13 protein-coding genes are annotated in these 14,065 nt (G+C 71.6%); 2 read left to right on the forward strand and 11 right to left on the reverse strand.

Annotated elements, in window-relative coordinates; translation table 11 throughout:
- Positions 1–22 precede the first annotated feature (22 nt).
- The 8 genes from ACIG5E_RS18425 to ACIG5E_RS18460 form a co-directional block, all read right to left on the reverse strand.
- On the reverse strand, positions 23–1,042 hold the full coding sequence (locus ACIG5E_RS18425; RefSeq protein ID WP_396534471.1) for a tyrosine-type recombinase/integrase: 1,020 nt from the start codon (positions 1,040–1,042) through the stop codon (positions 23–25).
- 130 nt (positions 1,043–1,172) lie between these two features.
- On the reverse strand, positions 1,173–2,795 hold the full coding sequence (locus ACIG5E_RS18430) for a multicopper oxidase family protein (RefSeq protein WP_396534472.1): 1,623 nt from the start codon (positions 2,793–2,795) through the stop codon (positions 1,173–1,175).
- A 448-nt stretch (positions 2,796–3,243) separates the two neighbouring features.
- Positions 3,244–4,437: an MAB_1171c family putative transporter gene (locus ACIG5E_RS18435; protein WP_396534473.1), complete on the reverse strand. Its 1,194-nt coding sequence runs from the start codon at positions 4,435–4,437 to the stop codon at positions 3,244–3,246.
- On the reverse strand, positions 4,437–4,832 hold the full coding sequence (locus ACIG5E_RS18440; RefSeq protein ID WP_396534474.1) for a hypothetical protein: 396 nt from the start codon (positions 4,830–4,832) through the stop codon (positions 4,437–4,439). The genes ACIG5E_RS18435 and ACIG5E_RS18440 overlap by 1 nt, the downstream gene beginning before the upstream one ends.
- A 200-nt stretch (positions 4,833–5,032) precedes the next feature.
- Positions 5,033–5,611 (reverse strand): hypothetical protein, encoded by a 579-nt coding sequence (locus ACIG5E_RS18445; RefSeq protein WP_396534475.1) that lies wholly within the window; start codon positions 5,609–5,611, stop codon positions 5,033–5,035.
- Between the two features lie 134 nt (positions 5,612–5,745).
- A complete protein-coding gene (locus ACIG5E_RS18450; RefSeq protein WP_396534476.1) occupies positions 5,746–6,096 on the reverse strand; it encodes a 5-carboxymethyl-2-hydroxymuconate Delta-isomerase in 351 nt (116 codons plus the stop codon).
- A gap of 157 nt (positions 6,097–6,253) precedes the next feature.
- Positions 6,254–6,646, reverse strand: coding sequence for a ribonuclease domain-containing protein (locus ACIG5E_RS18455; protein ID WP_396534477.1), 393 nt, complete (start codon positions 6,644–6,646; stop codon positions 6,254–6,256).
- A 133-nt stretch (positions 6,647–6,779) separates the two neighbouring features.
- Positions 6,780–7,895, reverse strand: a complete 1,116-nt coding sequence (locus ACIG5E_RS18460; protein ID WP_396534478.1) for a phosphatidylinositol-specific phospholipase C domain-containing protein — start codon at positions 7,893–7,895, stop codon at positions 6,780–6,782.
- A 287-nt stretch (positions 7,896–8,182) separates the two neighbouring features.
- Here ACIG5E_RS18460 and ACIG5E_RS18465 point away from each other — a divergent pair, with 287 nt between their 5' ends.
- Entirely contained in the window at positions 8,183–8,836 is a 654-nt protein-coding gene (locus ACIG5E_RS18465; protein WP_396534479.1) for a dihydrofolate reductase family protein, read from the forward strand.
- An 89-nt stretch (positions 8,837–8,925) separates the two neighbouring features.
- Here the strand turns inward: ACIG5E_RS18465 and ACIG5E_RS18470 are convergent, their stop codons facing one another.
- Both ACIG5E_RS18470 and ACIG5E_RS18475 read right to left on the reverse strand, forming a co-directional pair.
- On the reverse strand, positions 8,926–9,804 hold the full coding sequence (locus ACIG5E_RS18470) for a geranyl diphosphate 2-C-methyltransferase (protein ID WP_396534480.1): 879 nt from the start codon (positions 9,802–9,804) through the stop codon (positions 8,926–8,928).
- A 65-nt stretch (positions 9,805–9,869) separates the two neighbouring features.
- Positions 9,870–11,252 (reverse strand): family 2 encapsulin nanocompartment cargo protein terpene cyclase, encoded by a 1,383-nt coding sequence (locus ACIG5E_RS18475; RefSeq protein ID WP_396534481.1) that lies wholly within the window; start codon positions 11,250–11,252, stop codon positions 9,870–9,872.
- Between the two features lie 529 nt (positions 11,253–11,781).
- On the opposite strand from ACIG5E_RS18475, the gene ACIG5E_RS18480 reads away from it, so the two are divergent.
- On the forward strand, positions 11,782–13,107 hold the full coding sequence (locus ACIG5E_RS18480; RefSeq protein ID WP_396534482.1) for a radical SAM protein: 1,326 nt from the start codon (positions 11,782–11,784) through the stop codon (positions 13,105–13,107).
- 66 nt (positions 13,108–13,173) lie between these two features.
- On the opposite strand, the gene ACIG5E_RS18485 is transcribed toward ACIG5E_RS18480, so the two are convergent.
- Entirely contained in the window at positions 13,174–13,977 is an 804-nt protein-coding gene (locus ACIG5E_RS18485) for a thioesterase family protein (protein WP_396534483.1), read from the reverse strand.
- Positions 13,978–14,065: the final 88 nt, after the last annotated feature.

Genomic DNA, 14,065 nt, shown 5'->3' on the forward strand with positions numbered 1-14,065 from the left:
GCGAGGGCAGACCCTCACTCGCTTATGCGGCCAGACCCAGGTTGAGCACCTGGGCGGCACGGCTGATGGAGCCGGGCATGAGGTGGCGGTAGGTCTTGAAGGTGATGTCGACGCTGCGGTGGCCCATCCATTCGGCGACGTCGGTGATGGGGATGTTGTGGCCGAGGCAGTTGGACGCGAAGAAGTGGCGGAAGCTGTAGATGGTCATGCCTTCCGGTATGTCGACCGCGCCGGCCTTCTTGATGCGCTGCCACTGCTTCTCCAGCAGGTAGCCCCGGTAGGGCTTGGTGATGTCGTTGGGGTTGCGGAGCAGGTAGCCGTCGATGGTTCCCCACTTGGCGGCGTACTGCTCGATGCTGGCCTTCACATGGGCCGGGAGCGGGACATCGCGGTAGTCGTCGGCCTTGCGGTGCTTCATCGGGCCGTAGGTCCTGGTGGTCTGGTTGACCTGTTCGGTGATCCGGTAGACGTCGTCGGCGACGATGTTGTTGATGTTGACCGCGTAGGCCTCGCCGTTGCGCAGGCCGCAGCCGCTCATCAGGTCGGCGATGAGGAGGAAGGTGTCGTCGCCGGCCATGCGGATGTCCTTGAGCTGCTCGCGCGAGGGGATGACGGCGCGCTTGGCGTCGTACTGCGGGGGCTTGACGCCGTCCAGCGGGTTCTCGTCGTAGAGGCCGAGCCGGTGGGCGTCGAGGAGGATCGCCTTCAGTTTGTCGAAGGCGTTGGACTGGGTGCCGAGGCCGACGCCGTTGCGCTCCATGGTCTGGATGAACGCGTCGACGACCTTGTGGTCGAAGGTGGCCATCCGGCGGCTTTCGAAGGCCGGGTAGAGGTGGTTGTCCAGCAGTGAGTCCTGGTACACCTCGACAAGCCGGGCCTTGGCCTTGTCCTGGGTGGCGAACCCTGATTCCTCGGCCTGCCGGCCGGCCGCGTTGCGATAGCGGATCGTGTACTCGTGCGGGCACCTGGGCCACCGCGACATGGGGTGTTCGCACTCCTTGAAGAACGTCCCCATGCCGCGGATGAGGTTCACAGTGGCCATGGCTGATCGGACTCCCCGGGTCTGATGCTGACTTTTTGCTGACCCCGGATGGTCGATCAGGCCCCCAGCCTTGGTGGAACCGGTGGTTCCGTGGTACGGCCTACGGGTGTTTCCGCAGGTCAGACCCCGTCTACGGCACCACGTTGATGAAGCTCATCATGCCGTGGTCCTCGTGGGCGGCGATGTGGCAGTGGAACATCCACTTGCCCGGGTAGTCGGCGAAGGCGACCCGGATGACCACGGTGCCGGGGGCGCCGTCGACCGCGTGCGGGACCGGGACGGTGTCCTGGCGGCTCGTGTAGGGCTGGGGGGTGCCGTTGACGGAGAGGACCTGGAAGGCGTTGGTGTGGAGGTGGAAGGGGTGGTCCTCGCCCGAGTGGTTGACGATGGTCCACTCCTCGACGGTGCCGAGCTTCGCCGGGGTGGCGAAGACGGAGCTGCCCGCCGCGAACTGTTGACCGTTGATGTAGAAGGTGTTGCCGTCGGTGCTCTCGGACAGGTCGACGGTGCGCCGTTGGGCGACGGGCTCCGCGGCCAGGTCGGCGGGGGCGGTCGGGATGCCGCCGGTGACGTCCGGCCGGCGGTGCACCGGGTCACCGGCGATCCTGATCGTCGCCAGCTCGGTGTCGGGATAGGCGTCGCCCTGGGGGCCGTTGCTGTACGCGAGGGTGCGCAGGCGCGCCCTGGCCGGGCGGGGGCCGGCGGTGACCAGCACGTCGTAGCGCTTGCCCGGGGGCAGCAGCAGGCTGTCGGCGGTGGTCACCCGGGCGACCGGGTTGCCGTCCTCCCCCACGACGGTGAAGTGGTAGCCGTCGAGCCGGAGTCGGTAGAAGATGTCGGCCCCGGCGTTGACCAGGCGCCACAGCTGGGTCTCGTTCGGCCGCATCGACAGCACCGGCCGCAGCCGGCCGTTGACCAGGCGCACGGTCGGGTTGTTCGAGTCGATCGACGCCGTGTCGGTGTTCTGCAGGATGTTCCCGGCCCGGTCGAGCTGGACGTCCTTGAGCACGACGGTGTGCGCGGTGACCTTGCGCAGGTCCGCCGGGAGCAGGGTGCGGTCGTCGCCGACGACCAGGGCGCCGGACAGGCCGGCGAAGACCTGGTTCTCCACGTCGCCGGTCATGCCGGTCATACCGGCCATCCCCGGCATGTCCGGGGCTCCCGGCGCGGGGCAGCTGGTGCCCATGGCGTGGCTGTGGTACCAGAAGGTGCCCTGGGCGTGGTCGGCGGGGATCGTCAGCCGGTAGGTGGTGTCGGCGCCGGGCGCGACGCACAGGAACGGGTCGTCGGACTGCCCCTCGGGTGAGACGTGCAGCCCGTGGAAGTGCAGGTTGGTGGCCACCGGGAGGTGGTTGACCAGGTGGATGGTGACGGTCGAGCCCGGGTCCACGTGGAGGGTGGGGGCGACGTACGAGCCGGTGTAGGAGGCTCCGTAGGCCTCCCGCCCGGAGACGTCGAACCGGCTGCGGGTGGCGTCCAGGGTGATCGTCACGTTCGGCTGGGCGGCGGCGTCACCGTGGCCGGTGGCGTCCGCGACGGGCGGGTCCCGGAACGGCATGCCTGCCCGCATGCCCTGTTCCTGGTCGGCCGTCGAGGGCGGCTGCGGGACGTCGGCGGGCGAGGCCGCCATCGCCTCGGCGCCCAGGGCGGCCGAGATCAGGACCGCCACCGCGGTCATCGCGTGGATGACCCGCCGGGTGCGGCGTATCTGCTGCCGATGGGGGTCGGCCGGGGCTTCGATGTCGTGGGACATCAGGTCTCCGTTATTCATGTTGTCTGTGAGGGTTGGTGGAACTGGCCACAGCCTGATCGCTTGGCCGGTCCTTGACAAGTCCTCATCAGAGTGACAGCGGGCGCTCCCGCCCACCCCCGTAGGTCGGGAGCGCCCGCAGGTCGACCCGGTTCCCCGGAGCCGCCGTACCCTTCGGGCACCTACGGCCCGCTAGCTCCAACCCGTGTCACGGGTTCGGCGCCGAAACCGGGAGTCCCCTCCGGCGTCCCCCGGTGAAGCGCCGCCGCACCGGTGTCCGCCCCGACCGCCTACCGAACCGCACATCCCCCGCTCCCAGGCTGGTAGCGGCGGGCTCCCCCGCCGAGTGACGATCATAATCGCCAAAGAGCGAAAACCGCACCTCCTGGACGGTACTGACCGGCGCATGCGGCTGTCGGGCGAAATGACGCTCCGTCAAGGGGACGAGCCGTCAGGCGCTTTCGTCCGCGTCGAGCTGCCGGTAGGCCGCGGCGACGGCGAGCATCCAGGCGATCTCCTCGCGCGGGGTGCGGCCGCCGGTGGTGGCGGCCAGGGCCGCGGGCGGTGCGGGGGCGGGGAGGTCCCGGGCCCGGTGCCGGACGGCCGTACGCAGCCAGCGGGCCTCGACCCGGGCGAGGTCCTCGTCGGCGGCGGCCGTCGACACGCCCTCGGCCGTCGGCGCGCCCCCGGCCGTCGACGCGTACTCAGGCCCCGGGGTGTCCTCGCGCAGCACCAGGGCGGCGTCCCGGATGGCGAAGGCCCGGTGGGCGAGTTCGACCGAGCGGTCGCGGACGGTCAGCAGGTCGCGAAGCCGGCCGCTCTGGGTGCCCAGCACCACCTGCGGGACGGCGGCCACCACGTCCGCCCAGAGCGGGTGCAGCCGCCACAGCGCGTACTGGTCGCGCAGATAGCCCACCACCGTCCGGGCGGGCGGGAGGGTGACGCCGAGGACGAGCAGCACCAGCATGAGCGCGGGCAGCACCTCGCTGAGCGTGTCCTGCAGCGGCACCGGCTTGCCGTCGGCGTCGAACTCGGTCGCATCGCCACTGGTGAGGATGAAGTGGTAGCGGTAGAGCGTGTACGCCAGGCCGGTGGCCCCGGAGGCCGCCAGGCAGGTCACCCCGGCCCGTAGCGTCCCGGGCGGGACGGCCTCCCGGTTCGACCAGAACAGGACCATCGCCCGTGCGCTGGCCAGCGCGAAGACGGTGTCGAACACGCACAGGTAGACCTTGACCCCGGGTTCGCCGTAGTGGGCGTCGATGCCGAAGGCGCCGTCGGCGTCGTGCGGGAGGGCGAAGACGAACAGCAGGGTCAGAGCGAGCCCCGCGGCCACGGTGAACAGCAGTCGTGCCCGAGCGGCGCCCGGCCGCTCCGGGCGCTGCCGCACCGCCTGGACGTACTCCAGCAGGAAGTACGCCGCGGCGACCCCGGCGAGGTGCTTGAGCAGTTGGGTGACGTCCCGGATGCCGGTGACGTCCCCGAGCGCTCGCTCGACGAAGGCCGGGCGGCAGCTGAGCCCGAGGGCGATCGCGGTGAAGGCCGCCCACAGCGCGCGGTTGGCCCGGGTGGTGAAGGCGGAGGGCGCCCGCCAGAGCACGACGCCCCAGATCAGCGTGGGCATCAGCCAGGTGAACAGCGGGCGCATCAGGAATTCCTCCACCGGGGCCGGCGGATCGGGTGCAGCAGGCTCTCCACCAGGCGGTCGGAGGCGGGACTCGGCTCGGTGGTGGCGTCGACCAGGTCGGCCAGCAGCAGGGCGATCATCTCGGCCTCCTGTTCCTCGGCGGTGTGGTAGCTCGTCCGGCCCGCGCCCATCAGCTGGGCGATCAGTTCGGGCGTCAGGTCGGGCAGCAGCGCGGTCAGCCGGGAGAGTTCGAGGCTGCCGGTGTGACCGCACAGGACGTGGCCGAGTTCGTGCAGCTTGATCAGGTCCTGGTGGGCCGGGCTGGTGCGCTCCTCGTAGTAGACGACGTCGACGCTGGGCAGCGCGATCCACAGGCCGCAGGGGAGATCGGGGCCGAGCGCGGGCAGCGGCTCCATGACGATGCGCCGGCCCCGCTCGCGTTCCAGTGCGGCGCGGAAGCCCTCGACGGTGAAGGGGGCGGGCAGGCTCAGGCCGGAGAGTCGCTGCTCGCAGCGTCGGCGCAGGCCACCGGGGGAAGGCCAAGGCGAGGGTGTCCCTTAGGAGCGGGGGCGGGGGCGGGCGGGAGCGGGTCCGGGGGGCGGCGCGGCGCTTCCGCTCATCTTCCGTCGGCCGGGGCGGCCTTCTGGTCGGCGATGTGCCGCTCGACGGCGTGCTGCGGCGCGGCGTCCTGCCCGGCGGCGTCCTGTTCGAGCTTCCGGAGGTTGTCGGCGAGGGAGAGCAGCACCCGCAGGCTGCCGTCGGAGAGCGCCGAGGCCCGCTTGACCAGGTTGACCACCCCGTCGTTGCCCAGCGCCTGCCTCAACTCGGCGACCCGCTCCAGCTGGTCGAGCTGCTCCTCGACCACGGCGGCCTTGGCGTCGTCCAGGAAGTAGCTCGCGCCGGCCCCGATCCCGAAGCCCCGGCCCAGCCAGTCGAGCGTGTCCACGGTGGGGTTGCAGGCCTGGCCCTTCTGGTTCAGGCCGAGGTGGAGGTTGCGGACGGTGTCGCGGGAGATGACGTCCCGGCCCGCCAAGCGGTTGATCCGGTCCGCGAGTTCGCGGTAGGCCGGGGGGCGTCCGCCGGAGCGCGCCGCCTCACGGGCCATCAGCCGGTCCAGCCGACGGGCGATGGCCGAGGCGCGCTCCCCCGGTTGCTCCGGCCCGCCGGTTCCGTCGCCCGCTGCTTCCTTCACCATCCGCTTCCCCCCTCCGCGGCCTGTCACGATACCGTCGGTGCTCGACCGGACGGTAGCCGAGGCGGGCGGGGGCGGGCCGGAGGGTGCGGGAGGTCAAGCGGCGGTCGGTGACCGTCAGCCGCCGTCAGCGGCCGTCAGCGGCCGGGGTGGTGGACGAAGCGGTAGGTGTCGCGGTCGAGTTCGGTGACCTGGACGCCGATCCCGGCCGGGACGGCGATGTGCGCGCCCAGCACATCGAGCACCCGGGCGGTCAGTTCGGCGCGCTGGGCGGTGGTCCGGCCGGCCAGGATCTTGACCTCCACCAGCACCACGGCCTCGCCGCTCGTGCCGTCGCCGACGGTGTGGTGCGGGGCCGGGCGGAACAGGGTCTTGCACTCGGCCACGGTGGTGTCGATCACCTCGGTGACCGCCTTGTGCAGCTCGGCGGCCAGTTCGTCCTGGTCGAGGGCGAGTTCGGCCGAGTGGTCGACCAGGATCTGCGGCACGGGTTCCTCCGGCTCGTACGGGCGGGCAGCGCCGACCCTACCGCGCCGGGCTGCCGGGCCACTCGGGGGCCGGGGACGGGAGCGGGCCCGGAACGGGAGCAGGCCCGAACGGAAGCGGGCCCCGGCAGCCGGGGCCCGGCAGGGGCGACGGGTGCCGTCAGCAGCCGAAGTCGATCAGGCGGAAGGTCGCGTAGTGGTCGCCGGTGTAGTAGTCCTCGTGGTAGCGCTGTCCGGTGACGATCCGGCGGGTGCCGCGGGTCGGCGCGCCGGGGGTCACCACGGTGTACTCGTGGTAGTAGCCGGACCGCTGGGAGGGCAGCACGCCCTCCTTGTTGGTGAACACCACGCCGTCCTGGCGGTACGGGAACGGCCCGCCCTTGGCGATCAGGCCGAGGGTGGTCCGGGCCTGTGAGGGCAGGGCGGACACGCACACCTTGCCGCTCACCGCGGCCTGCGCCTCGGTGGCGACGGCGACGGGCGCGAGGGTGGCCAGGGAGAGGACGGCGACGGCGACGGCACGGGACTTCCACGCGCGTGGAGTTCGGGTCATGCCAACCAGGATGGCGAGCCCCGGAGCACCCCGGAAGCCCCGTACGGAGTCTTCATCTCCGGTCAACTCGCCGTATCCGTCGATGACTTGACCTGGCCCGCTCCGACCCGACGGTCGGAGCGGGCCCAGGGCGTCAGCCGCGCGGCAGCACCAGGGACTGCACCGCCGCGAGCTTGCGCCAGTCGCTGGACACGATGCTGGCGTGCGCCCGGGCCAGCTGCTCGGTCCGGGCTCGCGCCTGGTCGACGGTCGGGTCGGTGGCGCTGATCTGCGGCGCGACCTTCTGGGCGTCCGTCATCACCAGCAGGTAGTGCGAGCGGTCGTACCAGGCGGTGTCGACGCCGTTGAGGTAGGTGGCGGCGTCGCCGTCGAAGACCACGAACCAGGGGCGGATCCCGGCGTCCGCGCCGGTGTACTTGCCGCGCGGGTCGCCGGCCGCCGCGCCGTGCACGGCCGGGAACAGCTGGGCCTGACCGATCCGGCCGGCCGCGGCCAGGTCGCGCAGGTGCCGCCCGTACTCGACGTCGGTGTGCAGGGTGTCGAAGGGGTTGTTCTCCTCGACCGTCCCCGGGATCGCGTAGAGCAGCACCCGCCCGGAGAGGGCCGAGCGGCTCGGCCAGTTGCCCGCCCGCACCGCCTCGTCGACGGTGGCGTACGAGCCGCCGTCGGGCTTGGCCAGCAGGTCGGCCGGGCGCAGCACCGCGTCGCCGAGGTGCGCGGCGATCAGCGAGTCGAGCTGGTCCGGGCCCATCCCGAGGTTGGCCGCGAAGCCGCCCTTCAGCTCCAGCTTGACCACCAGCGGTCCGGCCCCCGGGTGGGCGCCGAGCCAGACCCGGATGTCGTCGAGGCAGTGCTCCAGGTTCTTGTTGGTGCCGCCGCCGTAGAGCTGGTCCGGGGTGTCGGCGGCGGTGCAGTTGTTGGAGTTGCCGAGCGGGTTGGAGTGGCTGACCTTCCACTCCTGGGTGATGACGTCGGTCCAGAGGTCGAGCTCGATCATGCCGGTACCGGTGTCCAGGCTCTGGGCGAGGTACTGGTAGGCGGCCGGGTCGTAGGTGTTGTGCAGGCCGACGGTGGTGGCCGAGCCGAACGGCAGGTCGCCCGTGCCGGTGTCGGCGGCCGCGGGTGCCGCCGTCGGCACCAGGGCGGCCGCGGTGGCGAGCAGGCCGGCGGCCAGGAGGCCGGCCAGGCTACGGCGTGAGGTGGTACCGCGTGAGGTGGTACCGCGTGCGGTCATACGGCGTGCGGTCATCGGAATCGTTCCCCCCGGGGTCGGTCGTGGCGGCCGCCCCTGCGCGCCGCCGGAGGCAGCATCGCCCGGCGGGGCGTGCACCTCGTGAAGAAGGCACGACAATAGCGTGACGGATTCACCACGCCCGCCCCGGGGCTCTTCTCGGGGGGCGGCCGCCACGCCCCGGTGGTGACGGAACGTCAGGATGTCGGCCCCGGGCGCTAGCGTGGCCCGCGAACGGACGGCCGGAAGCCGTGGCGCACGGCCGCGAGCAGCCGCAGACAACGGAGAGCAGTGGAGGCAGCACCATGTCCCTGGTCCGGGTCCACAACTTCTCGATCTCCCTCGACGGCTACGGCACCGGCGAGGGCCAGAGCCTGGAGAGCCCCTTCGGGCACGCCACCGACCGGCTGCACAGGTGGTTCTTCGGCACCCGTACCTTCCGGCGGATGCAGGGCAAGGAGGGCGGCGACACCGGGGTGGACGACGCGATGGCCCGCACCTGGGGCGACGACATCGGCGCGGAGATCATGGGCCGCAACAAGTTCGGCCCGCAGCGCGGGCCCTGGCAGGACGAGGACTGGAAGGGCTGGTGGGGGCCGAACCCGCCGTTCCACACCCCGGTCTTCGTGCTCACCCACCACCCGCGCCCCAGCCTGGAGATGGAGGGCGGGACGGTCTTCCACTTCATCGACGCCACCCCCGAGGAGGCCCTGCGGCAGGCCCGGGAGGCGGCCGGCGGCAAGGACGTCCGGATCGGCGGCGGCCCGCGCACCGTCCGGGCCTTCCTGGAGGCCGACTTGATCGACCACCTGCACGTGGTCGTGGTGCCGGTGGTGCTCGGGCGGGGCGAGTCGCTCTGGGACGGGCTCGAAGGGCTGGAGCAGCGCTTCGACACCGAGGTGGTGGCCAGCCCGAGCGGCGTCACCCACCTCACCTTCACCCGCCCCAGCACCACGTGACGGCCGACGGACGCAAGTACGCAAGTAACGGCCAACGGGCGGCCTCCCCGCACCCACGCGGGGAGGCCGCCCGTCGGTCCGGCATCCGGTCAGACCCGGTCGGCCGCGATCAGCACGTACTGGAAGGAGCCGTCCTTGTAGGACTCGATGAACGCCTCCTCGATACCGGTGACCAGCGAGGTGGTGTTCCGCAGCTCCCAGTAGGGCAGGGTGTCCGGGGTGAGGTCGATGACGGCCTGCGGCACCAGGCGGTTGTCGGCCATCGCCCGCAGGTACTCGCGGCGGGAGTGGATGTTGCACTCGAAGTGCGCGTTGATCTGCGAGACCCACTTCGACGGCTGGCCGTACTTCGGGTTCCAGCAGCCTGTGATGGTCACGTACCGGCCGCCGACCGCCAGCACCCGGGAGTGCTCGGCGAACAGGTCGTGCAGGTCGACGTACATGCTGGACTCGTTGTTCCAGGAGCCCGCGACCGAGCCGTTCTCCAGGGGCATGTCCAGCATGTTGGCGACCCGGGAGCGGACGAACTCGCCGATGCCCAGCTCGGCGGCACGCTTGTTGCCGAAGTCGGCCTGCTGGGTGGAGAGGGTCAGGCCCTCGACCCGGCAGCCGAAGCGCTGGTGGGCCATGACCATCGAGCCACCACGGCCGCAACCCGCGTCGAGCAGAGTGGACTCGGCCCTGATGTCGCCGAGGTGGTCGAGCAGGACGTCGGTCTGGGCGGACTCCAGGCGGTGCAGCTCGGCGATGACCTTCTTCTCGCGCTCGCTGTCGGCCAGGTCGCCGATCGCCGCCTGGTCGATCTCGCCGATGCCGTAGTGGTGGTGGTACAGGCCGTCGACGTCGCCCAGGCGAAGGTTGACCGGGCGTGCCTCGTGGTCCCAGTAGCGCGCGATGTCGCCCTGGTACGGAGTCGCCGGGCCGGGGATGGCGCTGCCGGAGGTGGTGATGTCGTCGGTCAGGGACATGGGGGGTCAACTCCAGGATTCTCACGGATGGTTATCGGACAATGAGTGACTTCCGGGCCTGGCGGTTACCAGAAGTCGGGCAGGCTGTAACGGTGGGTGTTGGTCTGGTGCCAGTAGTGGTTGCCGTCGAGCCACGCGGCCACCCCGCGCAGGAACCGCACCAGGGTCGGCACCGGACAGGCGAGGGCCAGCGCGGCCGACTCGGCTTCGAAGGCGTGCATCAGGTCGTTGTGGACCTCGACCGCCTTCAGGTAGCCCTCCTTGCGCGAGACGCCCTCACGCTCGGAGATCACCACCGGCAGGTTCAGGTGGAGCCCGGGGCTGGAGAGCTCCTTGGTGTACGAGTACAGGTCGTTGACGATCGTGGTGGCGTTGCCGGCCAGGGCGATCACCCGCTGCATGGCGGGCAGCGCGTGCAGCTCGGCGGGCAGCTCGTAGCCACCCACGGTGTCGGTGATCGTCGGGCACGGACGGAAGTTGTTGAACTGGCGCATCGCCAGGTACTCCCACACCTCCGGGACGTGGTCGGTCTCGGCCCAGGCGGCCTCGGCCAGGTATCCCATGTGCAGCCGCGCCATGTCGTGCCGGAAGCGGTCCGACTGGGAGGGCGTGGAGGCGCGGACGAAGTAGTCCATCGCCGAGCGGTACGAGCGCCGGGGGGCGTCCTCGGAGAGCGAGGCCTCCCAGGCCGGGTGGTACTCCGGGGTGGTGTGCAGCGGGTCCAGCGCGGTGTGGGCGAGCAGCAGGCGGCTGCCCAGGCCGATCGGTGAGCCGCCGAGGTCCTCGCAGTAGCAGTCGTCCACCGCGTTCTCGGCGACCATCAGGCGGGCGGCGAGCATCAGGTGGTCGACGCTCGGCGCGTCGGGGTGGCAGGCCACCATGTAGCGCCCGGTGGAGAACCCGTCGAAGTCCTTCTCCCACTCCGGCGGGTAGAGCTCGATCTCGTCGATCGCCCAGGCCTTGATCTTCAGGCTGAGCGCCTCCACCCGGGCCGGGTCGGGCTCGGCGATCGGGTGGTGGTAGAGACCGGGGATCGGGTCGCCGAGCTTCGGTTTCCCGCCGCTCGGCGCCGCGGCGGCCTGCGGCACGGTCAGCGCGACGGGGAGGGCGGGCACAGGCAGGGAGGGCACGGGCAGGGACGGTGCGGGCAAGGAGGGCGCAGGCAGGGACGGTGCGGGCAGGGACGGCAGCTGGACGTCCGGGAGCGCCGCCCCGAGCGTCGCCGCCTTGGCCGCGACGGCCTCCAGTGTCACGACCTCGACCACCGTGGTCTCGGCCACCGCGGTCTCCACGGTCTCCGCAGTCGAGACCTCGGGGGCGGGGACCTCCGGCGCCTGAACCGCCGGTCCGGCAGCCTCCGGCGCCGGGACCTGCGGCCTCAACTGCAGCCCGGAGGTGCCCAGTCCGGTCGGACCGCGGAGGATCCGTTCCATCACCGGGGAGCTCATGGGCCCACCGCCGGGGCGGGTGCGGGCCCGGGTGGGGTGCCCGTTCTGGTACACAGGGGCATGGAGCCTCCTCTGAGAGGGATCGCATGATGTGACGGATCGCCATTCCGCCCGCCGCGATGGGGAACTCCACGCCGCGGGCCCCGTCTCGCTCGCTTCCCAACCGTAGGCGCGAAGGCGCGTTCCGGATCGCAACGGACGATCATCTACACCCGATAGGGTGAACGTTCGTACTGACGGCGTTTGGCCGTGCCCCCGTCATGCATCGGTCGACCCCGCCGTTCGGCGCTAACGACCCCGAACCTGTCGACCTGCCGTGCCCCGGCGCCGCGTCAACCCGGTCACCTCACCGCGTCCCGGTTCGCCCGACGGCGTTCCACCGCCCATGGCAGGGGCCGTTCGATTGCGGATGACCGGATCGACGCCCGACCACGGCCGCCGGGCGGGCCTGTCCGCTCCGCCTGCGTAAGGGGGAGAAGAATGGGCGCAGCGCCGTGAGAGGAACGGGGCCAGGAAGGAAGAGCAGCGCATGGAGAGCCAGGCCCGCAGCCGGACCGCAGTCGTCGAGGACCTCATGGAGCGCTTCCCCGACGTGCCCCGGGAGGCGGTGATCAAGGAGGACCTACTGCGCGGCGGCATGGCCTTCGACGAGTCCGCCCTCAGCGGCAGCACCGGCGCCGACGGGGGCGGCGAGGTCAAGCCGAAGTCGTACTTCATCTTCTCCTTCGACCACCGCACCCTGCCCGAGCTCGGCGCGGCCGCGCTGAACCGGCCGCCGGAGGAGGTCGTGCTGACCGGCGGGCCGTACGGGCTGCGCCGCACGGTGGTGTCGGTGCGGGTCAACCCGGACTCGCCGTACCGGGTCCGCGCGGGCGAGGACGGCTCGCTCGGCCTCTACCTGGACGGCGCGCGGATCGCCGACGTCGGACTGCCGCCGATGCCCGACTACTACCGGCACACCCTGGCCAACGGGAAGTCGGTGATGGAGGTCGCCCCGACCATCCAGTGGGGTTACCTGATCTACCTCACGGTGTTCCGGGTCTGCCAGTACTTCGGCGCCAAGGAGGAGTGCCAGTACTGCGACATCAACCACAACTGGCGCCAGCACAAGGCCGCCGGCCGCCCGTACACCGGCGTCAAGCCGGTCGAGGAGGTACTGGAGGCGCTGGAGATCATCGACCGGCACGACACCGCCCGGGCCTCCCGGGCGTACACCCTCACCGGCGGCGCGATCACCTCGCAGGTCGGCGGGCGGGACGAGGCGGACTTCTACGGCCAGTACGCCAAGGCCATCGAGGAGCGCTTCCCCGGCCGCTGGATCGGCAAGGTGGTCGCCCAGGCGCTGCCGCGCGACGACGTCCAGCGCTTCCACGACTACGGCGTGAAGATCTACCACCCCAACTTCGAGGTGTGGGACAAGCGGCTGTTCGAGCTCTACTGCCCCGGCAAGGAGCGCTACGTCGGCCGGGACGAGTGGCACCGCCGGATCCTCGACTCCACCGAGGTGTTCGGCGCGGAGAACGTGATCCCCAACTTCGTGGCGGGCGTGGAGATGGCCGAGCCCTTCGGGTTCACCACGGTCGACGAGGCGATCGCCTCCACCCGGGAGGGGCTGCGCTTCTTCATGTCCCACGGCGTGGTGCCGCGCTTCACCACCTGGTGCCCCGAGCCCACCACCCCGCTGGGCAAGGCCAACCCCCAGGGCGCGCCGCTGGAGTACCACATCCGGCTGCTGCAGACCTACCGGGCCACCCTGGAGGAGTTCGGCCTCTCCTCCCCGCCCGGCTACGGTCCGGCCGGGCCGGGCAAGGCGGTGTTCTCGGTGAGCTCCTTCATGGACTCGCTGCCGGGCTGAGCCGGTATCGCCGAACGCACTCCGCGACGGCGCCGCCCCTTGCTCGGGGTGGCGCCGCCTGATCCGTCAACTGCCGTTCAGCTGGCGGACGGTGAGGATCTGCTCGGCCCGGCCGACCGGCCCGTGGACGTCGTGCAGCACGGTGCTGGTGACCCCGTGGCCGGACGGGCCGAAGCTCACACTGGTGTTCAGACCGGTCCAGCGGCCGTCGGGGCGGCGGTGGAAGTGGATGGTCAGGTCGGTGTTGGGGAACATCCACGCGGTGGGCTGCTCCCGGACGGCGATGCCGTTGGCGGTGTCGACCAGGGCGATGAAGGCCGCGTGCGGACTGCTCGGCTCCCCCGCGACGATCTCCAGCGGGGTGGACAGCCAGGCGGCGGCGCGGCCGGGGGCGGTGGAGCGGCGACGGACCTCGACCGAGGCGATGTAGCCGCCACCCCACTGCTCGCCCATCGCCCACGGCTCGAACTCCTGCGGCGCGGGCAGCCGTTCGTCGTGGGTGCCGGCCACGGCGGTGGTGTCCTGCTCGGCCAGGAACCAGGCCCGGGCCCGGACCACGGCGCGGCCGCCGACCGAGGCCACCGCCTCCACCAGCTCGATGGTGCGGCCGGGGCGGAGGGTCTCCACCGCGATCTCCAGCTCGTCCAGGGCGATCAGGCCGAGTATGTCGTAGCTGATCCGGGCCAGGGCGAGGCCGTCGGCGGGGCGGTCGGCCCGGTGGTGGTCGATCGCGTGGGCGATCAGGCCGCCCACCGGGCTGAAGTGCTGCTCGTCGGGGTGCCAGGCGCCCTGCGCGTGGGCGGTCGGCTTGTAGCTGTGCTCGCCGGTGCGCTGGTAGTAGCTGTCGGGCGCGGCGGTGGGGGTGGTCAAGGTGCGCTTCTCCTCGGGCCGGATCGCGGTGGTACGGGCGGGCGCCGGGCTCGTGGCGGACGTCCGCGATCACGATCGTAGGAGCCCG

The organism is Kitasatospora sp. NPDC053057, from assembly GCF_044546945.1.
GTDB lineage: Bacteria > Actinomycetota > Actinomycetes > Streptomycetales > Streptomycetaceae > Kitasatospora.

What these genes read in the sequence shown, in the direction of transcription:
- ACIG5E_RS18425 (WP_396534471.1), bottom strand. Translation starts at nt 1,042, where the DNA reads ATGGCCACTGTGAACCTCATCCGCGGCATGGGGACGTTCTTCAAGGAG.
- ACIG5E_RS18430 (WP_396534472.1), bottom strand. Translation starts at nt 2,795, where the DNA reads ATGTCCCACGACATCGAAGCCCCGGCCGACCCCCATCGGCAGCAGATA.
- ACIG5E_RS18435 (WP_396534473.1), bottom strand. Translation starts at nt 4,437, where the DNA reads ATGCGCCCGCTGTTCACCTGGCTGATGCCCACGCTGATCTGGGGCGTC.
- ACIG5E_RS18440 (WP_396534474.1), bottom strand. Translation starts at nt 4,832, where the DNA reads ATGGAGCCGCTGCCCGCGCTCGGCCCCGATCTCCCCTGCGGCCTGTGG.
- ACIG5E_RS18445 (WP_396534475.1), bottom strand. Translation starts at nt 5,611, where the DNA reads ATGGTGAAGGAAGCAGCGGGCGACGGAACCGGCGGGCCGGAGCAACCG.
- ACIG5E_RS18455 (WP_396534477.1), bottom strand. Translation starts at nt 6,646, where the DNA reads ATGACCCGAACTCCACGCGCGTGGAAGTCCCGTGCCGTCGCCGTCGCC.
- ACIG5E_RS18460 (WP_396534478.1), bottom strand. Translation starts at nt 7,895, where the DNA reads ATGACCGCACGCCGTATGACCGCACGCGGTACCACCTCACGCGGTACC.
- ACIG5E_RS18465 (WP_396534479.1), top strand. Translation starts at nt 8,183, where the DNA reads ATGTCCCTGGTCCGGGTCCACAACTTCTCGATCTCCCTCGACGGCTAC.
- ACIG5E_RS18470 (WP_396534480.1), bottom strand. Translation starts at nt 9,804, where the DNA reads ATGTCCCTGACCGACGACATCACCACCTCCGGCAGCGCCATCCCCGGC.
- ACIG5E_RS18475 (WP_396534481.1), bottom strand. Translation starts at nt 11,252, where the DNA reads ATGAGCTCCCCGGTGATGGAACGGATCCTCCGCGGTCCGACCGGACTG.
- ACIG5E_RS18480 (WP_396534482.1), top strand. Translation starts at nt 11,782, where the DNA reads ATGGAGAGCCAGGCCCGCAGCCGGACCGCAGTCGTCGAGGACCTCATG.